Source organism: Ferrimicrobium sp., from assembly GCF_027319265.1.
Taxonomy (GTDB): Bacteria; Actinomycetota; Acidimicrobiia; order Acidimicrobiales; family Acidimicrobiaceae; genus Ferrimicrobium.
In genome coordinates, this window is the sequence record NZ_DAHVNP010000070.1 from 93373 (window position 1) to 118304 (window position 24932).

The 24932-nt window shown below is 56.8% G+C and carries 26 protein-coding genes; 17 read left to right on the forward strand and 9 right to left on the reverse strand.

The window, feature by feature from the left end; all coding sequences use genetic code 11:
• Positions 1–13: 13 nt before the first annotated feature.
• The 4 genes from M7439_RS10650 to dnaA all read right to left on the reverse strand — a co-directional run bounded on the left by M7439_RS10650 (position 14) and on the right by dnaA (position 4108).
• Positions 14–334, reverse strand: a complete 321-nt coding sequence (locus M7439_RS10650; RefSeq protein WP_298342702.1) for a hypothetical protein — start codon at positions 332–334, stop codon at positions 14–16.
• A complete protein-coding gene (gene recF / locus M7439_RS10655) occupies positions 315–1376 on the reverse strand; it encodes a DNA replication/repair protein RecF (RefSeq protein ID WP_298342705.1) in 1062 nt (353 codons plus the stop codon). Before recF ends, M7439_RS10650 begins: the two co-directional genes overlap by 20 nt.
• A 3-nt stretch (positions 1377–1379) precedes the next feature.
• The gene (gene dnaN, locus M7439_RS10660) at positions 1380–2486 is read right to left on the reverse strand and encodes a DNA polymerase III subunit beta (RefSeq protein ID WP_298338305.1); all 1107 of its coding nucleotides are present in this window, start codon (positions 2484–2486) and stop codon (positions 1380–1382) included.
• 221 nt (positions 2487–2707) lie between these two features.
• The gene (gene dnaA, locus M7439_RS10665) at positions 2708–4108 is read right to left on the reverse strand and encodes a chromosomal replication initiator protein DnaA (protein WP_298342708.1); all 1401 of its coding nucleotides are present in this window, start codon (positions 4106–4108) and stop codon (positions 2708–2710) included.
• A 242-nt stretch (positions 4109–4350) separates the two neighbouring features.
• Here dnaA and rpmH point away from each other — a divergent pair, with 242 nt between their 5' ends.
• The 8 genes from rpmH (at position 4351) to M7439_RS10695 (ending at position 10464) form a co-directional block, all read left to right on the forward strand.
• Positions 4351–4485, forward strand: a complete 135-nt coding sequence (gene rpmH, locus M7439_RS10670) for a 50S ribosomal protein L34 (RefSeq protein WP_298338309.1) — start codon at positions 4351–4353, stop codon at positions 4483–4485.
• Between the two features lie 3 nt (positions 4486–4488).
• Entirely contained in the window at positions 4489–4863 is a 375-nt protein-coding gene (gene rnpA / locus M7439_RS13130) for a ribonuclease P protein component (RefSeq protein WP_366525209.1), read from the forward strand.
• 25 nt (positions 4864–4888) lie between these two features.
• Positions 4889–5137, forward strand: a complete 249-nt coding sequence (yidD, locus tag M7439_RS13135; RefSeq protein ID WP_366525211.1) for a membrane protein insertion efficiency factor YidD — start codon at positions 4889–4891, stop codon at positions 5135–5137.
• A complete protein-coding gene (locus tag M7439_RS10675; protein WP_298342709.1) occupies positions 5121–6116 on the forward strand; it encodes a YidC/Oxa1 family membrane protein insertase in 996 nt (331 codons plus the stop codon). The genes yidD and M7439_RS10675 overlap by 17 nt, the downstream gene beginning before the upstream one ends.
• A gap of 65 nt (positions 6117–6181) precedes the next feature.
• Entirely contained in the window at positions 6182–7081 is a 900-nt protein-coding gene (gene jag, locus M7439_RS10680) for an RNA-binding cell elongation regulator Jag/EloR (protein ID WP_298342712.1), read from the forward strand.
• Positions 7047–7664 (forward strand): RsmG family class I SAM-dependent methyltransferase, encoded by a 618-nt coding sequence (locus M7439_RS10685; protein ID WP_308464491.1) that lies wholly within the window; start codon positions 7047–7049, stop codon positions 7662–7664. Before jag ends, M7439_RS10685 begins: the two co-directional genes overlap by 35 nt.
• 1131 nt (positions 7665–8795) lie before the next feature.
• Positions 8796–9563, forward strand: coding sequence for a ParA family protein (locus tag M7439_RS10690; protein WP_298342901.1), 768 nt, complete (start codon positions 8796–8798; stop codon positions 9561–9563).
• The gene (locus tag M7439_RS10695; protein WP_298342717.1) at positions 9556–10464 is read left to right on the forward strand and encodes a ParB/RepB/Spo0J family partition protein; all 909 of its coding nucleotides are present in this window, start codon (positions 9556–9558) and stop codon (positions 10462–10464) included. Before M7439_RS10690 ends, M7439_RS10695 begins: the two co-directional genes overlap by 8 nt.
• Before the next feature lie 91 nt (positions 10465–10555).
• Here M7439_RS10695 and M7439_RS10700 read toward each other — a convergent pair whose 3' ends face one another.
• Both M7439_RS10700 and M7439_RS10705 read right to left on the reverse strand, forming a co-directional pair.
• Positions 10556–11944, reverse strand: a complete 1389-nt coding sequence (locus tag M7439_RS10700) for a CCA tRNA nucleotidyltransferase (protein ID WP_298342720.1) — start codon at positions 11942–11944, stop codon at positions 10556–10558.
• 56 nt (positions 11945–12000) lie between these two features.
• Positions 12001–13038, reverse strand: a complete 1038-nt coding sequence (locus M7439_RS10705; protein WP_308464492.1) for a histone deacetylase — start codon at positions 13036–13038, stop codon at positions 12001–12003.
• A gap of 117 nt (positions 13039–13155) precedes the next feature.
• Here M7439_RS10705 and M7439_RS10710 point away from each other — a divergent pair, with 117 nt between their 5' ends.
• The 8 genes from M7439_RS10710 to M7439_RS10745 all read left to right on the forward strand — a co-directional run bounded on the left by M7439_RS10710 (position 13156) and on the right by M7439_RS10745 (position 20981).
• Complete coding sequence (locus tag M7439_RS10710) at positions 13156–13875, forward strand: GNAT family N-acetyltransferase (RefSeq protein ID WP_308464493.1); 720 nt, start codon at positions 13156–13158, stop codon at positions 13873–13875.
• Positions 13856–15685 (forward strand): DUF6049 family protein, encoded by a 1830-nt coding sequence (locus M7439_RS10715; protein WP_298342726.1) that lies wholly within the window; start codon positions 13856–13858, stop codon positions 15683–15685. Before M7439_RS10710 ends, M7439_RS10715 begins: the two co-directional genes overlap by 20 nt.
• Positions 15682–17283, forward strand: a complete 1602-nt coding sequence (gene murJ, locus M7439_RS10720; RefSeq protein ID WP_298342729.1) for a murein biosynthesis integral membrane protein MurJ — start codon at positions 15682–15684, stop codon at positions 17281–17283. Before M7439_RS10715 ends, murJ begins: the two co-directional genes overlap by 4 nt.
• Entirely contained in the window at positions 17280–18119 is an 840-nt protein-coding gene (locus M7439_RS10725; RefSeq protein WP_298342734.1) for a DegV family protein, read from the forward strand. The genes murJ and M7439_RS10725 overlap by 4 nt, the downstream gene beginning before the upstream one ends.
• A 25-nt stretch (positions 18120–18144) precedes the next feature.
• Positions 18145–18480, forward strand: coding sequence for a hypothetical protein (locus tag M7439_RS10730; protein ID WP_298342737.1), 336 nt, complete (start codon positions 18145–18147; stop codon positions 18478–18480).
• A gap of 152 nt (positions 18481–18632) precedes the next feature.
• The gene (gene trxB, locus M7439_RS10735) at positions 18633–19598 is read left to right on the forward strand and encodes a thioredoxin-disulfide reductase (protein ID WP_298342740.1); all 966 of its coding nucleotides are present in this window, start codon (positions 18633–18635) and stop codon (positions 19596–19598) included.
• 73 nt (positions 19599–19671) lie between these two features.
• Entirely contained in the window at positions 19672–20004 is a 333-nt protein-coding gene (gene trxA / locus M7439_RS10740) for a thioredoxin (protein ID WP_308464494.1), read from the forward strand.
• On the forward strand, positions 20001–20981 hold the full coding sequence (locus M7439_RS10745) for a peptidoglycan-binding protein (protein WP_298342746.1): 981 nt from the start codon (positions 20001–20003) through the stop codon (positions 20979–20981). The genes trxA and M7439_RS10745 overlap by 4 nt, the downstream gene beginning before the upstream one ends.
• 11 nt (positions 20982–20992) lie before the next feature.
• Here M7439_RS10745 and M7439_RS10750 read toward each other — a convergent pair whose 3' ends face one another.
• Entirely contained in the window at positions 20993–22066 is a 1074-nt protein-coding gene (locus M7439_RS10750; RefSeq protein WP_298342749.1) for an inositol-3-phosphate synthase, read from the reverse strand.
• Positions 22067–22092: 26 nt separating this feature from the next.
• Entirely contained in the window at positions 22093–22710 is a 618-nt protein-coding gene (locus M7439_RS10755) for a PadR family transcriptional regulator (protein ID WP_298342753.1), read from the reverse strand.
• 429 nt (positions 22711–23139) lie between these two features.
• On the opposite strand from M7439_RS10755, the gene M7439_RS10760 reads away from it, so the two are divergent.
• Positions 23140–24576, forward strand: a complete 1437-nt coding sequence (locus M7439_RS10760; RefSeq protein WP_298342756.1) for an amidase — start codon at positions 23140–23142, stop codon at positions 24574–24576.
• Positions 24577–24704: 128 nt separating this feature from the next.
• On the opposite strand, the gene M7439_RS10765 is transcribed toward M7439_RS10760, so the two are convergent.
• Positions 24705–24920: a hypothetical protein gene (locus tag M7439_RS10765; RefSeq protein ID WP_298342759.1), complete on the reverse strand. Its 216-nt coding sequence runs from the start codon at positions 24918–24920 to the stop codon at positions 24705–24707.
• Between the last annotated feature and the right edge of the window lie 12 nt (positions 24921–24932).

Consider the following 24932-nt stretch of genomic DNA (forward strand, 5'->3'; position numbering starts at 1 on the left):
TAGGTGAGGGGCGTCAAGGTGCCTTTTGAACAGCAACGATACGCACTTGTCCACTGAAACCAAGGCTCTCTAGTTGTGTCGCTAACTGCGAGGATCGCAGTTTCACTAGTGGTACTATTTCTCTTGTTGTCGTGACTACAATATCTCCCTTTCTTCCTAGGTCGATGGCGATACCCTGAGCCACATCGATGCCGAATAAACCATCAAGAACACCCTGAACTTCGACCAACTTAGCATGATCGATAAGTTGTAAGTCGTCCACTACTGCCAGAAGAACAGCTCGAATTGAAGCAGGGTTCTTTGACCGACTTTGGTTAGTGTGCGTTAGATACAACGCGCCCTCCTTGTACGTCAAAGACGGTCCATCCATCAGCATCGACCAACCGGTCAGTGGTTGTAGCAAACGTCTGATAGTGCCCAACCAGGTCGAGCAACCTCGCTGCTCTTTGCTGATCAAACTCGGCGAAGACGTCATCGAGTATGAGAATTGGCGACTCACCAATCTCTTGTTCTAACAACTGGGCACTCCCTATCCGTAGCGCGATAGCGAGCGAGCGAATCTGACCCTGAGATGCCGTTGATTTCGCCTGAAGTCCATTGAGTTCGATCGAGAAGTCATCACGATGGAAGCCAACACTTGTTGTTCCCTTTCGAAGATCTTCCGATCGAGCTCCAATGAGATCCTCAAGGGGATCCTTCTTCCAACTCCTTACATATTGAAAATCAAGATCCTCATGAGCACCCGATATATTGGTATTAAAACCCGCTACCATCGTGCATAGAAAACCCAACATCCGTTCTCGTTCATCTGCGATTATTGTTGACGATTTTGCCAGTTCTTGATCGAAGAAATCGAGGCTTACCATGTCCGGTCTACTCGACCGAATAAGATTCTGTCGTTGCTTCAGTATCTTATTCGCTCTCGATAGTGTCCGTTGCATCGCTTGACTCGATCGCGCCAGAATACTATCTAAATACTCTCGCCGTACCGTCGGGAGACCGACGACCAGATCGCGGTCCTCGGGTACGAAACTAACCACTGGAAACATCGCTCCGAGCTGAGCGATCCTCACCCGTTGATCATCGAGCAGAATGCGCTCGCGTTGTTGGGAACTGCCAACCATAGTGACTAGGTGAGGTAGGTGGTCTGCGACCTCTACTTGGGCGCGCGTTCGCCAATACTCGCTGCCTCGTTGGAGGAAGGTTTGATTATCAAAGGTGCGAAAGGAACGACCGTTGAGCGCCACGACGACCGCCTCAGCAACACTCGTCTTACCTGCTCCGTTCGGCCCAACTAGTAAGTTCCTCTGGGCGAAGTCGAGTTCAGTTAAGGAGAGGTTACGAAAGTGCTCGATCGCTACACTCAGTACCTTCACGACTTACTTTTGTACGATAGGCATTAAAAGGTAAATGAATGATCGGGAATCTGAGTTGGTGATGCTAGCGGCTCGATTCGACTCGAGAAACTCGAAACGGACCACCTCCGACTCGACTCCATCGATACCCTCTGCGAGAAGGTCTGGATCAAAACTGATCGTGAACTCCTCGTCTGAGAAGTTCACATCGATGACCTCATGGACCTGACCGATTTGAGGAATCTTCACACTCAGCTCACACGAAGTTCCGGTGATGGTCATCCTGAGCATCGACGAGTTGCGTGCCTCCTTCGCCATTCGACGTAAGGTCCGCAGCGCAGAGATGAGTTGTGATCGATCAGCGAGCATGACCCGTGAGTAGGAAACATCGACTAGTCGTCGATAGTCACGAAATGGTTCATCGATGAGGCGGGTAGCAAGTGTCGTTGCCCCAACTGAGAAGACCGCCTCTCGTGCTCCGATCTTGACGTTGAGTAGTTGATCGGATGCCGAGCTCGAGAGGATGCGTTCAAGCTCGCGCACTGCTCTGGTGGGGATAACCACCTCGCCATTGTCGGAGTCACTCAACATATTGATGCCGGCGATATCCCGAAGTGCGAGTCGAATCCCATCTGTTGCTACTAACCGCAGGCCCTCTGGTGATGAAGCAAACAACATGCCTGAATAGATCAGATCTCTGGTGTCGTCACGACTGGCAGCGATCGCCACCTGTGAGATACCGCTTGCCAACTCAGCGGAGGGTACGGTAACGCCCGCATGATCCTCAACTCCAAGCGGGGGGACCTCAAACTCATTGAGCAGGTTCAACGATACCTCAGCCCGACCTGAGCGGAAAGAGACGGTAGCGTCCTCCACCACAATCTCCACGCGATCACCCGGTAAGGACTTCATGAGATCAACGGCAAGTGACGCTGGGGTAGTGAAACGGGTATCGCCCCCATCAACTGGCACAGTTGCCCGAATCGAAAGATCGCTCTCACGCCCTTCGATCTCTAGTAGACCAGCTGCAACTGTCCATCGCAGACCAGTTATCGACCCTCGAGAACTCAACGCTCTCGAGGCATTTGCGAGGGCCTCGGTGAGTGGCTCACGGTCGGAGATGAATTGCACAGGCCATCCTTTCTAGTTGATATCAAGGTAATAGTAGTAATAGGGGTTCTGGATTGTGGATGAAACTCAATTACACCTGATGAAAGGCGGTTTTGTTATACACAGGTTCTCGTGTGTCATCCACAGCAATGTGGAGAATCCTAGTGCGTCTCCCTTTATGGTGAAGTCCGCCCTGGTGGGATGTTGAAAACTTCTGGGTTGTGCACACGAGATCCACATAGTTATCCACGTTGCCGAGAGGGATCGCGAAGAAGTTTGAAAAGTTGATCTACCTGTTCAAAAGTCTCGATGGAGGTCTGCATGACACTCTGCACTTTTTGAACAGCATGGATGACGGTGGTATGGTCACGCCCTCCGAACTCTCTACCGATCTCGGGATAGCTCAACTCAGTGAGTTCGCGCATGATGTACATCGCGATCTGGCGAGCCATCGCGATGGGTCGCTTGCGGGATTGTCCGAGCAGTTCCATAGGGGTGGTATTGAAGAAGGTCGCGGTAACGGTGATGATCTCTCGGGGGTCGCGTGGTTGCAGACGCTGGGAGCTGGTGATGAGATCAGAGAGGACGATCTGGGCGAGATCGAGGGTGACAGGGACCTGATTCAGGCTTGAGTAAGCGGAGAGGCGAGTAAGAGCCCCCTCGAGTTCCCGAATGTTGTCGGTGATATTGGTGGCGATGAGCTCGATCACGGAAGGGTCGAGGCGGAATCCAGAGTCTTCAGCCTTACGTTGGAGAATTGCGGATCGCGTCTCAAGGTCAGGTGGTTGGACATCAGTGATGAGCCCCATCGCAAATCGACTACGTAGACGCTCTTCGAGGGTGGCGATGGCTTTGGGTGATCGATCAGAGGTGAGGACGATCTGTTTCTGCGCGCCGTACAGGTAATTGAAGGTATGGAAGAACTCCTCCTGAATCGCCTCTTTGTTCTGAAGGAACTGGATGTCATCCACAAGGAGGACATCACACTCGCGGTAGCGCGCCTTGAAGTCGGAGGTTTTGTTGCGTTGAATGGCATCGACGAACTCATTGAGAAAGGTCTCAGTGGAGACATATTTCACGTACTTATCGCGGTAGTTGTGTCGAAGGTAGTTACCAATGGCATGGAGAAGGTGCGTCTTGCCAAGACCAGCACCACCATGAATGAAGAGCGGGTTGTAGGAGGCGGCCGGTGTCTCGGCTACGGCAAGTGATGCGGCATGGGCGAATCGGTTGGAGGATCCGATCACAAAAGCTTCAAAGGTGTAACGGGGGTCAAAAGCGCTTGAGAGGCGAGCCTTAGAGTTTGTCTGTCGTACGGGAGCTCGGTTCTGCCCGAAGAGGTCCTCCTCGACGATGCTGGGGTCTGTGCGGTCAGCGCGATAAGCGAGATTTTCATTTGCTCGAACTTGGATCTTCACCGGAACGTGATGGCCGATCGCCTCTGAGAAGAGGGTTCCAAGGACTTCGCGGTACTTGGTCTCAAGTCGCTCCTTGGCCAATGGCGAAGGAGTCGCCAACACGACCTCCTCGGTCGTGATCATCACAGGCGTGATGGAGATAAACCATGTCTTCCAAGCCGCCTCACCAACGTGGTCACGGAAGCGTTCTGAGATGCTGTTCCATAGATCCTCATGCTCTGGCAAGAGGCCCTCCTCTCTTATCCACAGAGTTGTCAACCTGTGGATATGAACCTGTGGAAAACTGTTGCTGTCCAGAGTAACGCACCATCATAGATGAGTTTTGTAGGGTTGTTGGGCACTTCGCGGTATTTCATTGACTCACGATGGCCGATGAGGGGCATCGACCACCACCGTGTTGGGTGAGAGCAGCTATGCTGTACGGGTTGAGTACCCGTCTGGAGTAGGACGGCGGTAAGGGAGTTAGTGTGAAGAGGACATTTCAGCCGAACAATCGTCGGCGATCGCGAAAGCATGGTTTCCGTCATCGAATGGCGACGAGAGCTGGTCGAGCCATCATTAAGGCCCGTCGTGTTAAGGGAAGAGCGCGTCTCTCCGCATAGTGGGTGGTTGAACTCGAGTCATTGCGGACCCGCGCAGAGTTCGATAGCGTCTTCGCCCAGGGCAAGAGGTGGCGCGGTCGTTATATCAATGTGGTCTTCCTCGTCGACACTTGCATCGACACTGACCAAAATGTCCCACGAACTCCTCGGCTAGGTATAGCGGTGGCGCGTCGCTTTGGCAATGCGGTAGAACGGAATCGATTCCGTCGTAGGGTTCGAGAGGTGCTGCGGAGTTTAGATCTTCCATCCGGAAGCTACTTCGTTAGCCCGCGCTTGCCTTGTGATGCTGTGTCGTTTGCAGGTTTGAGAGACGACTTCACTAGGCTGTGTGTCGAAGGACTCGGCTGCCGTACGAAGAAGGTGACGAATGAGCGCTAAGAAGCTCTCACCCCTACAGGTCCTCATGGTGAAGGTAATTGATGGGTATCAGTTTGTTCGACGTGGTCGTCCTTCCCCCTGCCGGTACCTACCAAGTTGTTCCGAGTATACCAAAGAGGCGATCCAAGAATACGGCGGTCTACAAGGGATGTGGCTCGGTGTTCGCAGAGTTGCCCGATGTAATCCGTTTGGATCAAGTGGCTATGACCCTGTTCCTCCAAAGACGCATGTCGCAAAGCATGGGAGAAAATTGAATCATGAACATACTCGGTGATATTCTACGCCCGATCTTTGACCTGCTCGCAGGCATTATCACGTTCTGGTATGCACTGATACCGAGCTATGGCATCGCGATATCACTCTTAACCATCACGGTCATGGTGGCGATCTCCCCGTTGACTATCAAGAGTACGAAATCAATGCTCCAGATGCAGGCGATCCAGCCAAAAATCAAGGAACTGCAGAAGCAGTTCAAGGGCGATCGCCAGGGTCTAGCCGAGGCCCAGCAAGCCCTTTTTAAGGAGAACAAAGTCTCCCCTGCCGGTGGCTGTCTGCCGATGTTGCTCCAGTTTCCGTTGTTGATCGTGATGTATGACGTCATCCGAGGGCTCACCAACACCGTGAAGACCGCTCACGGGATCGTCGCCTCACCGAAGTACATCATCCATTCCAGCTTGCTGTACAAACATTTGGTGCTTGACCACGGCGTGATGAAGTTTTTGGGGCTGAACCTCACACTGACCGCGTTGCATCTGCACCTCGGTTTTCTCGACTCATTGCCCTATTATCTCTTGGTCATTATCTCTGTCGGTCTGCAGTACCTGCAGATCAAACAGATCACCGGCAAGAACCCGGCGGCGGCAGCGGCAAACCCGATGGCGTCGAAGACCCAGCAGATCTCGACATTGGTGTTTGGCTTTATCTATCTAGACATCCCAGCTGGTGTCGTTGTCTACTTCCTCGTCTCTGGTATTTTCCGAGTCGTGCAGCAAGAGTTGATGTGGCGACACGACCCCACGCTCCGATCGCATTCAATAGAGGCACGGAGGAAGGCGTCCGAGGCCAAGCAAAACCAAGTGATCGAAGCGAGGGAGATTGTTCGCAGACCATCACCGCAACGAAATATCCTGCGCAGATTACTGCCTGGCGCTACCCCGGCGCTATCGACGGATAACAACGCAAGCCCAGTCGATCCACCAAAGCCGCGAGCGCCTCGGGATAATCGTTCCAATAAGAAGAAAAAGCGTCGCTAGTCTATCTTCTAGCTGATGGGGCTGTGATGGCCAAAAAATAGAGAGACAAGGAGCTAACTGCTGCAATGGAGTGGATTGAAACCACTGGTAAGGATCTCGATGAGGCGAAGGAACTCGCCCTCGAGCACTTAGGTGTCGAGGAGAGTGAAATCGAGTTTGAGGTCTTGGATGAAGGACGCTCTAGTTTTCTAGGGTTTGGTAGGAAGTCGGCGCGTATTCGAGCCCGACTCCGCCCGTCGTTCCCCAATCCAAAACGTGAGCGCAAGCCGAGGAAACCACGGCAACAGAGCGCAGGCACGACCTCGTCACTATCGCCTGTATCAAACAGCGAGGCTTCGAGCGATAAAATCGAAAAGCCCAGGGCTGAGAGGCCACGAACCGAGAGACCAAAGGAGTCAAAGAAAGTGGAATCAGAGGAGAATGCCGCGCCGCGAGCTGAGCGTGAGGAAGTCAGTAGGGTCGAGCTCGCCAATGCAGCTCAAGAGTTTCTTGCCGGTCTCATGCATGAGTTCGGGCTTTCTGGCGAGGTGACGGTAACGCATCTCGACGATGAGTCTATGGAGCTTGAGATCAACGGTGAAGGGCTCGGTTCGCTTGTTGGCCCACGCGGCAGTGTATTGACCGCCGTACAAGAGGTGACGCGGTCGGTGGTGCAGACACGGGCTGGTGAGGGAGCTGGCCGTGTCGGCGTGGATATCGCTGGCTACCGCCAGAAGCGGCGTGAGGCTCTCGAGAAGTTCGCACGAGATCAGGCCGCGAAGGTTCGTGAGACCGGTGAAGAGTTGGTCTTTGAAGAGATGTCCGCCCCGGATCGCAAGATTATTCATGACACGGTTGCCGAGATCGCGGAGGTCGCTACCCGTTCCGAGGGTGACGAGCCGCATCGCTACGTCGTGATGTTCCGCGAGGGGCCAATGAGTCAGGAATCCGATGATGATGGAGCGACTGCAAGAGTCGATTCATAAGGCACAGGCGTGGGGTTTTATAGGTGGAGATATTGATCTCCACCTTGACCACTCCCACGCTTTTGTCGAAGTTCTCCAGAGCTTGGGGTTCGCCGAAGAGTCAGGAGTGGATCTTGGTAGCGGAGGTGGACTACCGAGTCTTATTCTCCTTTCTGAGCTTCCATCCATTCGTTTGACCTTGGTGGAAGTGATGATCAAGAGAGCGAACTTTCTAGAGACTACCATCGATGAGGCGGGCTTCGGGGAACGGGCTCACGTCGTCATACGTCGAGCAGAGGAGCTGGCACACGACGCTGAGCATCGCGAGCGATACGGATTCGTGACCGCGCGCAGTTTTGCGAGCCCAGCGGTCACCGCCGAAGTCGCCACCGGGTTTTTGCGGCCTGGTGGTAAGGTTATCGTCTCTGAACCGCCGGAGTCGACGGGCGAGCGGTGGCCAGCAGACGGACTTGCACTCCTCGGGTTGAGCTTATCCCAGGTCTATCAAGGACGTTATAGTTTTGCGGTGCTCGCGAAGTCCCACGCATGTGATCGTCGGTATCCGCGACGATCCGGTAAGGCTTGGAAGCAGCCGTTGTTTTAAGGCTCAGATGAGCTGAGGCTTGACTCCCCCACTCTGGGGATCGATGAGCACCAGCAGCCCGGACCGGTTGGCTCCCGGATCGCAGAGATTGCGCGTTTCGGGGCACATGGTGAGCCGGGTTTGCGAAAAATGCCCGTCACCCAAGCTGATCCAGCACCAGCTGGATGTGCGATGGAAGATTCCAGCGGACGTTATGGGTACTTTGAGGTTGGTCCCGTATGTCCCTCCTGCGACTCTTTGGTAACTGGGTGCGCCTCCTCAGCAAGGCTACTATCCCGGCAGAGGACCATCGACTGCGCTCCCCTACCCTCTACCCTAGGCGAGGAAGTCTTGGTGAGTGCGACGGGAGCACGCCAAAGGGAGATCTCCGACGCACCGCCGTTCTTAGGGCGTGGTTTGCAAGGAATGGAGAAGCGATCCGGGCCCTTCTGGGTACGTCTGAGTGGGTACACTGCACCATTGTTGCTAGCACTGCCAGATGCGCTCGTTGAGAACGTTGTCCCGATAGGAGGTTTGCGGGGGGAACGGGCTTGCGCGTGATGAGGGGGCGTAGGTTCTCATCAGGACTGCTGTGACTGATCTCGATGGTGATGGTAGGCGTGGGGATCGAGTCTCTTCACGCGTCGACATCCGCGGGCATCCGGTACGGAGAGGGGTCCACTGGCGGCTTTAGGGCAGTCCTGTAGGTCGCTATATGTCCCCTGCAGGATGGGTGGTTTGCCCAGGCTGTGGGCAGGGCATCGGGATGTTCGAGCCTGTACAACGGTGCACGGTGAGGTCATGGGTTTGCTGTCAAGGTGAAATGGGGTTCGCGACTGAGGCAGGTTGGCAGCGTACCGACTGCAGTTACGTCGCATCCGTAGAACGATCTTATTGCGGCTGTTCGGCGGGGATAAGGGTGATCTATGGGTGTTGAGGATCCGTAATGGTGGGACGAGCGAGACCACCGCACCAGGGTGACGGGCCAGCTCCGTGTTCGCGGAGAGGGGTATTCTTGTGAGCGAGGTACTAAGGTAGGTCAATGGTTTTCTTTCGATCGGTGCCACGTGGGACAGGATCGGTGAGAGGTCATGGTGGGTTTCACGTGAAACAGACCGAACGGTGTAGTGATAGAGTGAGGGAGGTTGCGTGGTGAGCGAGGGAGCAAGAGTGATTGCGCTGGCGAACCAAAAGGGTGGGGTTGGGAAGACAACGACGGCGGTAAATCTCTCAGCTGCACTCGCAGAGCTTGGCCATCGAGTGCTCGTGCTCGACCTCGATCCGCAGGGTAACGCGACCACTGGATTGGGTGTGAGCCCCAGGGAGCTCGAATACTCTGTCTACGACGTGCTGATGAAGGACGAGCCGATGGAGAATGTGGTAGAGGCCACGATGGTGGCAAACCTCTTCCTTTGCCCTGCCACCATCGATCTAGCTGGTGCGGAGATAGAGCTGGTGTCGGCGTTCTCTCGTGAGCTACGGCTTCGCAGGGCACTAGATGCGGTGCGCGAGGACTTTGACTATGTGGTGATTGACTGTCCCCCATCGTTGGGCTTGCTCACCATCAATGCACTGTCAGCGGCAGACACAGTGATGGTTCCGATTCAGTGTGAATATTATGCGCTAGAGGGGCTTTCGCAACTGTTTCGGAACGTGGGGCTGATCCAGGCGTCACTCAATCCTTCCCTCACAATTGATTACGTGGTAATGACGATGTATGACGCGCGTACGAATCTTGCTGAGCAAGTGGTACGCGAGGTGCGCGAGTACTGTGGTGATAAAGTCTGTAGCACGATCATTCCACGCACTGTTCGTCTCTCCGAGGCACCCTCCTTCGGTAAGCCAATCACGGTGTTCGATCCTGGGTCTCGAGGGGCGATTGCCTACCGACATCTCGCGAAGGAAGTGACCCATGGCTAGGCAATCAGGGTTGGGTAAGGGGCTTGGAGCGCTAATCCCGGTGCCAAGCGAGCGTTTTGCTGAGGGTATGCAAGAGATTCCCATCGGCATGGTTCGCCCCAATCGTTTCCAGCCGCGCAAGGCCTTTTCCGATGAGGGGTTAGCGGCGCTTGCTCTCTCGATCGCCGAGTTGGGAGTCTTGCAACCGATTCTGGTGCGACGGCACGATGATGGGTTTGAATTGGTAGCGGGGGAGCGGCGCTGGCAGGCAGCGCAGCGCGCGGGCTTGACGACGATTCCAGCAGTGATTCAGGACCGGGATGATCTTTCTTCGCTTCAGGCAGCGGTGGTGGAGAATTTACATCGTGAGGATCTGAACGCTTTGGAGGAGGCTGCTGCATATCGACAGTTGATCGATGACTTTGGTCTCACCCATGAAGTAGTTGCACAACGTGTGGGTAAGAGTAGGTCTGCGGTATCGAACGCTCTGCGTCTTTTGCAACTACCATCGAGCGTACAACGCCGTCTGGTTGACGGTTCCCTCTCGGCAGGCCATGCGCGGGCATTGCTCGGTTCGCCAGACCGCAAGCTCCAAGAGCAGTTGGCGGATACCATTGTCGATGGTGCTCTGAGTGTTCGTGAAGCTGAGGAGCTCGTCCGACGTAGCACTGGTGAGGTTCAGCCAGGTACGGGAGCCAGCGTGCTCCAAGAGAGCTCTCGTGGGGATCGAGGCATGCCTGTAGGCAATGTCCGCCCTGCGGTGGTGGTAGAGGTAGAACGATTGCTCTCTGAGACGTTGTTGACTTCGGTGGCGATTGAGGTCAAAAAGACGGGTTCAGGGGTGGTGAGGATCGATTTTGCTGATCTGTCTGACCTGCATCGGATCGCCTCCGCGATCGTGGACCCAGGGTTTGAGTCTTAATTGAGGGTTTGATCGAGGTTCAAGATGAGGGTTGTACACAGCTGTGCATAAGGTTGTGGATGAAGCACCCGTAGTCTGTGCGTAACCTGAGTTAGGCGTCGTGAGACTGCTGCTGCCACCAGGCAAGGAGGCGCTCGATGGCTTGGTCTCGCTGAAGTGGACCCTCGTCCAGTTCGGTCTCGAGGAGAAAGGCCAAGGCCTTTCCGACGGCCGGTGATGGTGGGATCTGGAGCAGCTCCATGATGGCTAGTCCGTCCAAAGGGGGGCGCAACGAGGCAAGGGCCTCTGCTTCCTGAAGGCGCATCACCCGTTGTTTGAACTCTTCCATTCGCCTCGTCATCGCTTGAAGCTTGTGTTGATTGCGAGTCGTGGCGTCACACACGGTGAGCTCGTTGAGGTCGTCGTAGAGCTCGCCGGCGTCGCGGACGTAGCGACGGACGGCGGAGTCGGTCCAGCCATTCTCATAACCATGGAAACGAAGATGGAGAGCGACGAGTTTGGCGACCTCCTGGGTGAGGTCTTTCGGGTAGCGGAGGTCTGTCATGATGGCGGTCGTCATTCTCGCACCGACGACGTCGTGAAAATGAAAGGTGACACCGTCGGGGCCGATCGCCCGGGTCTTGGGTTTGGCGATATCATGGAGGAGAGCGGCCAGGCGGAGGCGGAGGCGGGGTGAGCATTTCTGCACCACGGCGATGGTGTGGGCAAGAACGTCTTTATGGTGATGCACTGGGTCCTGCTCGAGGCGGAGGTTGGCGAGCGCCGGCAAAAAGTTGCTGGCAAGCGGAGTGTTGACGAGGAATTGAAGACCGCGGGTGGGGTTGGGTATAGTCAGCAGACGGTTCAGCTCATCGCGGATTCTTTCACGCGAAAGAATGTCGAGACGAGGCGCGAGTAGTTCGATAGTTTCGAGCATCTCTGGTTCCGGCACGAGATCAAAGCGTGCGATGAAACGAGCAGCCCGCAGCATACGGAGTGGGTCCTCGCTAAAAGAGGTGGTAGGGGATACCGGTGTGCGCAAACGGTGGGCAAGGAGGTCTTCAAGACCGTGATAGGGGTCGATCAAGCGTGGTTCCTTCGCGGTTAGCTCGAGAGCCATAGCGTTGATGGTGAAGTCGCGACGTGCGAGGTCGTCCTGGAGTGAGGTCGAAAAAGTCACGTGGGGTTTGCGACTCGTATCGACGTAGGCTTCCGCTCGGTGGGTCGTGATCTCTAACCGCAAGTCCTGCAGTGAACAGGCGATTGTCCCGAAGCGCTCACCGGCTCGATTGACTGAGTGTACCAGCCCCGCCAGATTTGAACGTATCTCGTCGGGTTCAGCGTCGGTGGTGAGGTCGACGTCGGTGAAGGCATCGACGTCGCCAAGAAGCAGATCACGGATGATGCCGCCGACAAGGTAGAGCCGAAAGCCACGCTCCGAAAATCGTGCCGCAATGGGTTCAAGTGTGTGAATAACAGGTTCGAAGCGGTTAGGGATCACTCAGCGGACATTCCTATCGTTGGTCTATGGGTTCGTCTGATCGGAGAGATGGCGCATCAACGCGGTGGCACGTCATCGCCACGGGCCAGGAGCGTCTCTTGACGCATCCTTGCCAGGGTTGAGACGATCTCGTCCTCAACGACTCCCGGTGGGTCGGCTGGATCAAGGCGTCTCGAGACACCAAGTAACGCTTCGATGGATGCCTCCGTCGATTCCGCCAAGGCAGCGAGATTGTAACCACCCTCAAGAAAAGCCACCGTTTTCCCGTGCGGTACGAACTGGAGAGCCCACTGAGTCAGATGGTAGTAGTCGTTCGCTCCGTAACCGAGATCGGTGAGCGGATCATCGCGGTGGCCATCAAAACCTGCTGAGATCAGCAGCCAGGTTGGAGCAAAAGTAGTGATCACTGGCGCAGCGATCGTGTCGAGGGCAGCGAGAGCCGTTGCTCCGGTGGTGCGCGGTGGTAACGGGATGTTGATGGTAGTCCCGATCGCTGCGCCCTCTCCGACCTCGAATACCTTGCCGGTACCAGGATACAGAGGGTACTGGTGGATCGATACATAGAGGACAGAGGGCTGCGAGTAGAAAATGTCTTGCGTGCCATTGCCATGATGGGCATCGATATCCACGATGAGTACCTTCTCACCCTGGTCAACGAGTCGCTGAGCCGCTACGGCAATGTTGTTAAAGAGGCAGAACCCCATGGACGTATCAGTGGTTGCATGGTGTCCTGGAGGCCGCACCGCGACAAAGGCTGCGTCACCCTCTCCTTGCTGGAGACGTGTGATAGCGTCGAGGCCAGCGCCAGCGGCCAGCAGGGCGATATCGTAGGATTGATAACCCACTTGGGTGTCGGCATCGATCGGCCCGCCACCCATGAGGCAGAGTTGGCGAATCTCGGCGACGTGCGCGCTATCGTGCACACGAGTAACCGAGGCGGTGGCTGCTGGTGTGGGTTTGAAGGTGACGATATCATCGCGAAAACGGTCAAGCACCGTAGCGATGACCTCAAGTCGGCTTGCTGACTCTGGATGGAAGAGACCGGTATCGTGTTCTAGGTATTCGGGATGTGTTCCGAACAGTACGGTCATCATCCCATGATACCGGGTTGGTCCAGCGAGTTTGCAGGCAGGGCTACGTCGGCAACTAAGGTTTGGATGAGTGATCCTTCGCGGATGGAGGGCAACTGAAGAAAGGACCGTTGACGCTAGTTGGCTGCGCTGAGAAGTGTCGGTGGTATCCAAGTTCGATATTCGCCGTGGTATGGGAATTTGCAGGCGGTGCTTGTGGCGGCACCCACGCAGGTGTGGATGCGCGATCCGGAGATCCTGATGCGCGCGATAGCCGTAGGTCGGCAGATGGGTTACTCTCATTTTTTGGTGCAGGCGACAGGAGCGACACAGAAACAGGTCTTGCTCAATGCTGGATTCCGGGAGTTGGATCGACTGCATGTGCTCTTCCGAAGATGTGCGCTTCCGCTCCCTAAGGTACCGGATTCTGCCAGTATCGGCAGGCTTCATCGAGCCAGTCCACTCCACATTGAGGAGGTGATTCGGGTTGACAACGCTTGCTTTGAGCCGTTTTGGGCGATGAATCAGCTCGCACTCTCTGAGGCGGTAGCCGCAACACCAAGAAGTCGGTTTAGGGTGATGACAGTAGGCGACTCCGATGTTCTCGCGGGCTACGCTATCTTTGGCTTAGGTGGTGGAGAAGGTTACCTGCAGAGGATCGCGGTTGATCCTCAATGGCAGGGGCGCGGCTTTGCTACTCGACTTATCGTCGACGGACTACGGTGGGCCAAGAGGTGGAGAACACGGCGAGTTGGAGTCAATACACAACAACGTAACGAGAACGCCCTCAGACTCTACCTCAAGCTCGGTTTCGAGCAACAGGCGGAGGGTATCTCGATTTTTGAGCCTGCTTCTCCGTAGCAGCTTCGTATTCATCCTGATTTTGTTGGCCTTTCCGCTGCGAAGCGGATCGGACCTGACGGCTGCAAGAGCGAAGGTAACCCTAACCCAGGATGTGGGTATCCTGGTGAACCCGCAACCACTCTCACTGCACTTCACCTGGACTGGTCCCTCCTCGAATGTGGAGGCGTTTCTTGTCGTCTATCCGAGCACATCCTCACGTTTTCAGCTGCGCCAGACCCTCAAACTCGGTCCGAGTGGCTCGCCTTTGGCCTTGTCGAGGCCCCGTGCGCTCTCGTCGTTGGGCTCGTCCCGTGGTTATGACTTGACGTCGCGGATCTTTGCCGACCTCTCCTGTGGTACGAACTGTGCAGGGGTCTATCCGGTTGAACTTCGACTCGCTAACAGCCAAACAGGGGTCACCCTCGATCAGCTGATTTTGGGGATCCCGTTCCTTCCGTCAAGCACCGCGGTCACGGCACCGCTTGGGGTAGCGCCAGTCCTCCATTTCGAGCTATCGACTACCGCAAAGCGTGTTGATGCGGCCCTCTCGCGTCTGTCGAGTTCACCAGTGGCCGCATCGATCTCATTGGGTGGCGCAATCGGCACTTCCGTTGCGCTCCAGAAAAAATATGCCAGTCTGATTGGCCCGTCGAACCTCCATCAGCGCATCGTTTCGCCGTACGCTGCCGCGGCTACCAGCTGTCCTCGTTCGCCATTCTCCTCGTTTATTGGTCTAAGGGCACGACTTCGACTCTCTGGTCTAATTAACGGGACGGGATCCAAGACGGCGGTCCTCTATCAGCACCCTACCCGTCATACCCTCAGTGTGCTGGGCCAACAACGGATCGATTCGGTCGTCGTCCCCGATGGGGTATTGAGCCAACTCGCCTCGGTGCTCTCGGTGTCCGACCCAGCTTACATCCGCAGCGATGGGCTTACGATTTTGGGCGCGAGTGGACAGCTCGGTAACGAATTCGCCAACGCGGATACACCGCTGGGTTATCAACGGCTGGTAGCAGATCTCGCCCAGTTTTATTTTCAAGCACCGGCGCAGAGTGGAAGGGTGGCAGTGATGGAGGTTAACCTCACGACACCTGGACAGATCGAGGACATTACCACGGTGCTTGACCATCTTGGGGCCAACCCATTACTCAAAAGCATGACGATCCAAACCGCAGCCGCCCTGCCAAGCAGTCAGATCTCGCTCGCGAATCTTTCGCTAGCTCCCACTCCAAAGCATTGCAGCGCGCTAACCAAAGAACAGCGTCACCGATTGGCTCGGTTAAGCGCCCTTGCGTCAGCTGATAGTGGATCGCGAGATGGCTTAGTCGGGATCATCGGCTTGGCTCAACTCGCCACCTCAAGCGACTCGCATGCGGCCACACAGGCGCTGCCCTTGCTTGGGCAACAAGAGCAGGAGCTGCTCGATGATGTACAGTTGGTTGGTTCCAAGACCATCACTCTCACCTCTCATAGCGTGTCGGTACCGCTCACTCTCTCCTCGCGGTTACCCTTTCCTATCCGTGTTCAGCTCTCGATCCGGTCATCGGAGATCTCGTTCCCTAAGGGGTCGAAGCGTAATATGGACTTAACAAAGGGGACGGCTACCGTGGGACTGCCGGTCGTGGTGAAAGCGCTAGGAACCTTCGCGGTAACCGCGGTGGTATCGGCTCCCAACGGACAGGTGCTTATCACGGATGTCCTCACGGTCCACTCCACTGGATTCTCCACGGTCGGCATCGTGTTGACGGTCGGAGCTGCACTGGTCTTGGTCTCATGGTGGGTACGCACTGCTCGTCGCCACCATAAGAAGACGAGCACCGAGTGATCGCACAACTCAAGCGTCTTCTCTTTGGGACGCGGGAATCGGCTAGTCAAAATGCGGCCTTGCTGGCGGCCGGAACACTGACCTCTCGCCTGACCGGATTGGCGCGTCTTATCGTGCTCGCCGTCGTGCTCGGCGTACGTCCGCTCGCTGATGCCTATAACCTTGGCAACAATACCCCAAATATGCTCTATGACCTCCTCTTGGGAGGGGTCATCTCAGCAACCCTGTTACCGGTACTCTCGGCGCGTTTTAGCGTCGCGGGGCGTCGGTTGGGCACGAGGTCACAAGCTACGATCTTGACTCTTGGGATCGTCGGTCTGCTAGTGGCGACGATGATTTTCGAACTACTGGCACCGGCGATCATCGGTCTCTACACAATCGCGAACCATCACGCCTATGCACTAGCGCAACGGGAACTAGCCACCGAGTTGCTGCGTCTCTTTGCGCCACAGCTCTTTTTTTATGGCGCCATCTCGCTGTTCACCGCCGTCTTGAACCTTCGAGGCAACTTCGCCTCGGCGGCGTTCGCTCCGATCGCGAACAACATCGTCTCGGTCGCCTCACTCGTGACCTTCGCCACGCTCTATCCGGGTGCAAATCTTAGCGTGGTGTTAGCCCACTCGGATGCCGTGTTGATTCTGGGTCTCGGTTCGACCGCGGGTGTAGCGGCGCAGATGCTCGTTCTGTTACCGGTCATGTTGCGGCTCGGGATTGAGTTCCGTCCATCCTTTGCTCTTCGAGACCCCGCGGTTCGTGAGATGTTCTCCCTTTCATCGTGGACCATTGGCTTTGTGATCGCCAACCAGATCGCCGTCTTCGTGATCCAGGCTATCGCTGACCCTCGACCTGGGTTTATCAGTGCGTACAACTATGCCTATCTGTTTTTCCAATTGCCTTATGCGATCGTCTCGCTCTCGATTATGACGGCGCTCCAACCCCGGCTGGCTCGACTGTGGGCCACGAGTGATCGGCAAGGCTTTGCTACCAACCTTACCCGCGCGCTTCGGGCGAGTGTGGCGATCACACTACCGCTCGCGGCAGTCATGTTGGTTGGTGCTCCAGTGGGACTCGATCTGGTGCTTCGCTATGGAGCGGTAGGCATGGCCGGCGTCAAGCTGACCGCCATGGCGCTGCAGGGATTCGCGGTGGGCTTGCCAGGATTCGCTCTTTTCCTCTCGATTGTGCAGGGTCTTCAGGCGACCCGCAATGCCCGAGTCGTCTTCGTCCTCTACCTTGTAGAGAATGGGCTCAACATCGTGCTCGCCTTTGCGTTGGTCAACCGATATGGAATCGTCGGGTTGACGACATCCTTGTCCATTGCCTACACAGTGGCGGCGCTGCTGGGTCTCTTCGTGTTGATGAGAATGCACGCGCTTCGCGCACCGGGGCAACTCGTACGGGTGTGGTTGCAGCTTGGGGTGATTGGTGCCATCGCAGCCCTGGTGCTGTGGAGGACCTTGCCTTCGATCACTGCGTCAAGGAGTGTTGGTTTTTTCCTTCAGACCCTGGGAGCACTCCTGATTTGTGCAGGCGTCTTCGTGGTTCTCAATGCGCTCGCAACTAGACTTGGCCGCCAAGGAAGGGAGATCCATCGATGAGTGTCGCCGTAGTGGTCGATTCGGCGTCCGACCTGCCGAACGAATTGGCTGATGCCCTAGGGATCCGTCGTGTACCATTAACGATTAGCCTGGATGGGGTTGACTACAAAGACGGAACCGAGCTTTCGCGGGAACGGTTTTGGGAACTCGCTCAGCGAGCGAGCGATCTGCCGAAGACAGCAGCCCCATCGCCAGCAGAGTTTGACGCCGCCTTCAGTAGCGAACTTGACGCCGGTGCGAACCACGTCATCTGCCTCACCATGACCAAGGATCTGTCGGCGACGTATCAAGCGGCACTGGCTGCAGCGAGCGCCTACTCAGGCCGCGTCTCAGTTTTTGATACCCGGAGCTTGACGGTTGGCGAGGGGTTGGTGGCGGTGAGTGCAGCAACCGCCGCGCAGGCTGGGGCGGATACCGAGCAGTGCCAGCGGATCGTGCGCGCGGCGATCGAGCGAGTGGTCACCTTCGGTATGCTCGACACCCTTGAGAACCTTCGCCGGGGCGGAAGAATCGGTGCAGCGAGCGCCCTGTTGGGTACCGTCATGTCCTTCAAACCGCTGATCGAGGTGCGTGATGGTGCGATCGAGGCGGCGGGGCGGGTGCGCACTCGCAAGAGCGCCATTACTTCGCTGTTGGAGAAGTTCGCTGGTGGTGGACCCTATGAGCGGGTTGGTCTCGTCCACGCGATGGCGAACGACCTCGATGCCGTGCTAGCGCGTGTACGTGAGGTGACCGGTGTGGATGAGGTGGTGGTCTCGGTCATGGGCGCCACCATTGGGACCCACGCTGGCCCAGGTGCCCTTGGTATCTCGGTGCTCAAGCACGAACCCAAGTAGGATGGTAGGCAAGGAGGTAGGGTACGTGGCTGATTATCACGGCGAAACAGAGGGTCAGCGTGACCTAGCCGCTCGCGCGGCGGAGTGGGTTGACGAGATCGCTAAGTTTCTACAGAGCAAAGCGGTGTCGCCGTTGTTTTGGGTCGCACGCGCTATCATCTTTGGCCTACTGGGTTTGGCGCTGGCGGTGGTCGCCGGCGTGTTGACCGTCGACGCCTTGGTCAAGCTGCTCGATGCCTATCTCTTCGCAGGACGGGTATGGATCACGTACTTTGTGATCGGTGGGCTCGCCCTGTTGCTATCGCTGTATGCCTGGCGCAAGATGGGCAAGTATCGCCTTGTCACCGGCGCTTCGGCGTGATGGGGCGCGCGTGGGCTTACGCAGGACCCAGGGGGCGATAGCGACTGCTGCCGGTAATAGGGCAGCTCCTGTCGTGGTGCGAACCTTGAGCACACGAACTGCGTCGACGAAGTGAGCCGGACGAACACGGTGGTGAAGGAGAAAGGACTCTAATGACAGAGCATGTGAAGGTAGTAATTATTGGTTCGGGGCCAGCTGGCCTCACGGCGGCCATCTATGCGGCCCGAGCCGACTTCAGCCCAGTCATACTCGAAGGCGAGCCATCGTCAACCTCTGATCAGCCTGGTGGCCAGCTGATGCTAACAACGGAGATCGAAAATTTCCCAGGTTTTGTCGACGGCATCCTCGGCCCAGAGCTCATGGGTAACTTCCGAAGTCAAGCGGAACGCTTTGGTGCAAGAATGCATGGGGCCAAGGCTGCTCGAGTCGACCTATCTGGTCAACACGCCGCTATTTGGGCATCTGATGCGACCCCTGACGAGCCGACCTACACCGCTGACGCCGTGATCGTAGCGACCGGCGCCCGTTCATTGATGCTCGGACTCGATAACGAACTACGGCTGGTCGGTCACGGCGTCTCAACGTGTGCAACCTGTGACGGCTTTTTCTTTCGCGGCCACCGTATCGCGGTCGTTGGTGGTGGTGACTCTGCGTTGGAGGAGGCGTTATTCCTCACCAAGTTCGCCGAGTCAGTGACGATTATTCACCGTCGCGATGCGCTGCGGGCCTCGAAGATCATGCAGGACCGGGCCTTTGCCAACCCGAAGATCTCCTTCCTATGGAATCGTCAGGTGACGGCATTGCACGAAGAGGGTGGTTCGCTCGCCGGCGTGACCGTGCAGGACCCAGCGGGTGGACCCGAAGAGCGCCATGACTTCACCGGTCTCTTTGTGGCGATTGGCCATGCACCCAACACCGATGTCTTCAAAGGACAACTCGAGATGGATGACCTTGGCTACCTCGCGACGCAGCCGGGTTCTACCGCAACCAGCGTCAGGGGGGTATTTGCCGCAGGCGACGTACAGGATCATATCTATCGCCAGGCGATCACGGCGGCTGGTTCTGGTTGTCAAGCGGCGCTCGATGTTGAGCACTACCTTGCTGCGCAAGAGGCCTGAGGAATACTTCGGTGATGACGATGTTGATAGTTGCACGTGCAAGTACTGTCACGGCGAGTGAATGGAGAAGAAGATGAGTGTACAGATTATTGAACTCAATGATCAGAATTTTGATGACCGTATCAAGGCGTCGCAGACACCGGTACTAGTAGACTTCTGGGCAGAGTGGTGTGGACCGTGCAAGATGATTGCTCCGATTCTCGAGGAGATAGCCCAGGACAAGAATGGTCAGCTGGTGATCGGGAAGTTGAATGTGGACAACGCATTGCAGGTGGCACGGAAGTTCGAGATCATGAGTATCCCGACGCTGATGCTGTTTCGAGACGGCGAACCGGTGAAGCGTATCGTAGGAGCGATGTCCAAGAAGGCACTGTTGAAGGAGCTGGACCCAGCGCTAGCGGGGTGAGTGCTGAGGGAACCGCGGCACTGATCCCTCATTCTGAGGCGAGCTTGGCGGATGTCGAGATGCGTCTGGTTCGGCTTGGTTTTCTGTCTCCCGATGTAGGGTTGGTGGGCCTATCCGATGCGCTTGTCGCTTTCCAGTCCTCTCGTGGAATTCCTGAGACAGGGGATTGCGATCGTATCACCTGGAGGAGTTTGGTTGAGGCTGGATTTGCCTTTGGGGATCGAGTTCTGTATCTGCGAAATCCCAGTTTCCGTGGTGAGGATGTGGCCTGGTTGCAGGAGCGACTCGGTAACTTAGGGTTCGATCCGGGGAGAGTCGACGGTATCTTTGGTACGAGAACGCGAGATGCCCTGCAGGATTTTCAATCGAATGTAGCGCTTCCTGCCGATGGAATCTGTGGAGGAGCAACCGTCGACGAGTTGCGTCGTGTCTTTGGACGCAGCACTGAGCATATCCATGGAGTTCGTGAGCGACAGCGCCTTCGCATCCGGACAAAGCCGTTGTCAGAGGCCTCTGTGGCGATCCTTGCTGCCCTTCCGCTGGAACAGCAGGCAGATCTGCTTGCCCAGCGTCTGCGTGCAAGGGGAGCCAAGGCGGTGGCGCTCACCGACGCCGATCAATCACACCTCGCCACCATCGTGAACACGCGGGAACTCGATCTCGTGACCTATTTCGACTTCTCGACCTCGGGGTTGCAGGTCGCGTACTACTCCGGTTTTCGTTACACCTCGCCCGCGGGCATGTTGCTAGCCCAGATGGTCGCTGATGGTCTCTCACGTCTCGAACTGCCGGTGATGATCAGCCTTCGTGGGATGACCTTGCCGATCCTTCGTGAGACGAGGATGCCTGCGGTTTCGATCGCTATCGACCACCCCCACCGTTGGCTCATCTTGGGCCCTGAGGTGGTGGAGGCGGTCGCAGCTTCCATTGAGGAGTTTCTGGTGAACCCCGAGTCTGGCACTCCTGGAGTCGGCTAGCCGACGGTTAGCTAAGAGCGGGAGCGTGCATACTCATTGACCATCTCTTGCGCGACTCCATCACGGAACTGCTGAGGTGGTGACTTCATGAAATAGGCAGATGGCCCGAGAAGTGGCCCGCCCTCGCCGCGGTCAAGGGCGATCTTGGCACAACGAACGGCGTCGATGATGACGCCTGCGCTGTTGGGGGAGTCCCACACCTCAAGTTTGAGCTCGATGTTTAAGGGAACATCACCAAAGTTGCGACCCTCAAGCCGAATGTAGGCCCATTTACGATCCTCAAGCCACGGCACGTGATCTGAGGGGCCGATGTGGACATCGTCGGCTTCGATGCCGTTGTCGATCTGGCTGGTGACGGACTGCGTCTTCGAGATCTTTTTCGACTCCAGTCGCTCGCGCTCAAGCATGTTCTTAAAGTCCATGTTCCCACCGACGTTGAGCTGGTAGGTGCGGTCGATCACAAGCCCACGGTCCTCGAAGAGGCGAGCGAGCGTGCGGTGCACGATCGTGGCGCCAACCTGGCTCTTGATATCATCGCCAACGATAGGAACGCCAGCGGCGGTGAACTTGGCTGCCCACTCTGGATCAGAGGCGATGAAGACCGGGATGGCATTGACAAAGGCCACCTTGGCATCGATGCAGGCCTGAGCATAGAACTTCTGTGCCTGCTCGGAGCCGACCGGCAGGTACGCGACCAGCACGTCTGCTTGTACAGCTCGGAGCGTCTCCACGATGTCGACTGGTTCGACCGGAGACTCTTCGATAGATTCCCGGTAGTACTTGCCAAGGCCATCGAGTGTTGGTCCTCGCTGGACCGTCACCTGACTCTCAGGAACATCGGCAAACTTGATGGTGTTATTGCGACCGGCAAAGATCGCCTTGGAGAGTGGGACACCAACCTTGGTGGCGTCGACGTCGAAGGCAGCGACGAACTCCAGATCGCTGACGTGGTAGTCGCCGAGCTGGACATGCATAAGACCAGGGACTTCGTCCTCTGGGTTCGCTCCTCGATAGTAATGCACCCCTTGGATGAGTGAGCTAGCGCAGTTTCCCACGCCGGCGATTGCTACGCGTACTTTTGACATCGGTTTCCCCGTTTCCTTTCTTCTGCTTACCGCGAGAGCGTAGGTTGCTCTCGAAGATCCTTGAGTTCACGCTCGATCCACTGGAGTTCAGCGTCGAGACGATACTCGAGACCATGCTTGACCTGGCCGAGACCGTTAGAACGTGCCGACAGTTCACCAAGGGCACGCATGCGTTCATTGATGAGGCCAACCCGTCGCTCGAAGAGGCGGATGCGTTCAGCCTCGGTGAGATGGTCCGAAAACGCTAATGCGAACCAGAAGGTGCGATCGTCGTCAAGGGCGATGCCACGCAAGAGCTCGAGTAGCGCGGTCTGGCCGGCGGTGGTGATGGTGTAGACCTTCCGATTGCGACGCCCATTGGCGGGTTGTTCGCCACGCTGGAGCAATGCGAGTTCTGCTGCGAGAGCCCCAGAGAGTTGACGCGAATCGAATGCAGGAGTGTTGGTTGTCTCCGAGCGAATGAGCCCGCGACGCTCCAACTTGGCCAGTGCCGGATACAGCGATCCCCAGGACATAGTCATCAGGGCGCCAAAAGCGGTGTCGATGCGCCGTTTGAGTTCGTAACCGTGCATACCTTCGTCCGCGAGAAGGCCGAGTAGGAGCAGCTCTGTGGCTGAGCCACTGGAATGAGTACTCGTGCGCATAAGAGGTAGTATAGCCGGTCGTAGTACCAATGCAATATAGCGAAGTGTTATATCACCGCGCGAACAATCTCGTCAGCTGGTCTCCTTGATTGGAGCGATCGCCAGCGCACAACGTCAAACCGTCTTGGAAGGTGGAACTCTGGGCCCACCGAGCTCGGTTGTCCAATAGCGTGGGACACCGCTGACCATGGTGTGGTCGCGGTTGGAGCAGGTTCTTCGTCGCAGTGGGGGTGCGCCGCTGCAAGGTTCTTGGTGACAAGGTGCGACGGTGTATCATCATGGGGCCCACCGATACCCTCTGGCGAACACGATCTCGACGGTGAACGATCTTTGGCACGAATGTCGTCGTGTGTCGGGAGCACCCGTCAACGTGAGGCTGTGCTTGGCGGGTGTCCTGTTGGCTGGTGTGCCAAGTGGTAGCCTTGGTGCATGCCCGAACTCTTCAATCAGATGCCGACGGCCATCGAACTTGCAGGGTTGATCCGGTCGCGCCAGATCAGCCCAGTGGAGGTGTTGACCTATACCGCCGAACGGATTCACGCGCTCAACCCACAGGTGAATGCTATTGTCTGGTCCGATGACGAGGAGGCGAAACGGCGCGCATCGGCGATGACGGATGTGCTCGTTCATACGAGTGATGAGGAACTCCCGCCCTTTTTTGGGGTGCCACTCCCGATCAAGGATCTCACCGAGGTGGCGGGTTGGCCGGCGACCTACGGGTCCCTAGCGGTCTCAGACGAGCCCAAACTCGAGAGCGAGTTGGTGGTGCGCGCCTTCGAACGGGCGGGGTTTCTGCTCTTTGGACGCACCAACGCTCCTGAGTTTGGCCCGATCCCAGTGACGGAGAATCTCCGTTATGGGGTCACTCGAAACCCATGGGATCTTGATCGCACGCCCGGGGGATCGAGCGGAGGGGCGGCTGCGGCAGTAGCGGCCGGGATGTTCTCCATCGCCCACGGCAATGACGGTGGAGGTTCGATCCGGATTCCCGCCTCCTGTTGTGGACTTGTAGGTCTGAAGGTGGCTCGCGGAAGGGTCCCGTCCCGTAACTTCTCGTGGGAGGGTGGCTCGGTCGAGGGTGTCCTCGGTCGCGACGTCGCGGACGTGGCGACGGTGCTCGATCAGATTGCCGGACCCGATCCGCTGCAGTGGTACAACGCTCCTGCGCCTGAACAACCCTTTGCGAACGCCCTTGCTGGGGAGCCAGCACGACTACGAATCGGCATGGTGACGACCGCTCCCTTTGGCCTGCCAGTCGATCCCGCATGTCTAGGGGCTGTCGAGGCTACGGCTCAGACACTTGAATCCCTCGGCCACGTAATCGAGTCGTTCGAACTGCCCAATATCGATGACTTCCTGGGTCCATTTCTGAACATCGTGAACACAGGCCTCGCGGGCTATCGCGATGTGGATTGGACAAAGACGGATCTGCACATCCAGCGGAACCGCGAGGCCGCCCTAGGGGTCTCGAGCCTTGACTACGTGCAATCCGTCGCCGATCTCCAGCGCTGGACGCGCGGATTCCTCAGTCGATGGGGGAGTGACTTCGATATCCTGCTCAGCCCGACGATGGCGATTCTTCCTCCTCGCGCTGGTGCGGTACTCGAGGAGCTGCACGCATCTGGTGAGACGTCGAGCTCTTCGCTCACCGTTCTGCAGATGGCGGTATTCACCTCTGCGTTCAACATGACGGGACAGCCCGCAATCTCATTGCCGGTTCACGTGACTGCGACTGGCATACCTGTGGGTATCCAGTTGGTGGCGGGTCCTTGGGATGAGTACACGTTGCTCGGTTTAGCGGCGCAACTCGAGCGGGCATTTGGCTGGCGTGAACGTCGACTCCCGTTCCCTGCATCGCAGGAGTAACGACTCACGTAGATCTGGTGTCCAGATGTCGTTTTGCAAATCTGAGGCTGGTCATAAGCCAGAGCTTTGATCGGTCAGGGGCACCCTGATCGACTCTTGAGGTGGACTGCGTCGGGGATCTGAACGTCTCAACGAGAGAGGTGACGAGAACCAGATGTTTCAGGTTCAAAGAGAGATGATCGTGGTTCACGCTCACCCCGCATTGCCAAGGTCCCCTCCCGCCTTGCGGCGACGAGGGAACGCACGGTATTGGGAGAGCAGTGACACTCTCTGGCTGCTTGATTGTAGGACTGGTAGAGGTCATAGGCCTCGAGTATGTTCATGGCTTGGTTACTATCCGTCATGGTTGAGGGCTC

Excerpts from the sequence above, each read along its gene's own strand:
- M7439_RS10760 (WP_298342756.1), top strand. The coding sequence starts at position 23,140 with ATGCCCGAACTCTTCAATCAGATGCCGACGGCCATCGAACTTGCAGGG.
- M7439_RS10705 (WP_308464492.1), bottom strand. The coding sequence starts at position 13,038 with ATGATGACCGTACTGTTCGGAACACATCCCGAATACCTAGAACACGAT.
- M7439_RS10725 (WP_298342734.1), top strand. The coding sequence starts at position 17,280 with ATGAGTGTCGCCGTAGTGGTCGATTCGGCGTCCGACCTGCCGAACGAA.
- M7439_RS10675 (WP_298342709.1), top strand. The coding sequence starts at position 5,121 with ATGAACATACTCGGTGATATTCTACGCCCGATCTTTGACCTGCTCGCA.
- yidD (WP_366525211.1), top strand. The coding sequence starts at position 4,889 with ATGGTGAAGGTAATTGATGGGTATCAGTTTGTTCGACGTGGTCGTCCT.
- M7439_RS10750 (WP_298342749.1), bottom strand. The coding sequence starts at position 22,066 with ATGTCAAAAGTACGCGTAGCAATCGCCGGCGTGGGAAACTGCGCTAGC.
- M7439_RS10755 (WP_298342753.1), bottom strand. The coding sequence starts at position 22,710 with ATGCGCACGAGTACTCATTCCAGTGGCTCAGCCACAGAGCTGCTCCTA.
- trxA (WP_308464494.1), top strand. The coding sequence starts at position 19,672 with ATGAGTGTACAGATTATTGAACTCAATGATCAGAATTTTGATGACCGT.
- M7439_RS10765 (WP_298342759.1), bottom strand. The coding sequence starts at position 24,920 with ATGACGGATAGTAACCAAGCCATGAACATACTCGAGGCCTATGACCTC.
- M7439_RS10685 (WP_308464491.1), top strand. The coding sequence starts at position 7,047 with ATGATGATGGAGCGACTGCAAGAGTCGATTCATAAGGCACAGGCGTGG.
- jag (WP_298342712.1), top strand. The coding sequence starts at position 6,182 with ATGGAGTGGATTGAAACCACTGGTAAGGATCTCGATGAGGCGAAGGAA.
- trxB (WP_298342740.1), top strand. The coding sequence starts at position 18,633 with ATGACAGAGCATGTGAAGGTAGTAATTATTGGTTCGGGGCCAGCTGGC.
- M7439_RS10695 (WP_298342717.1), top strand. The coding sequence starts at position 9,556 with ATGGCTAGGCAATCAGGGTTGGGTAAGGGGCTTGGAGCGCTAATCCCG.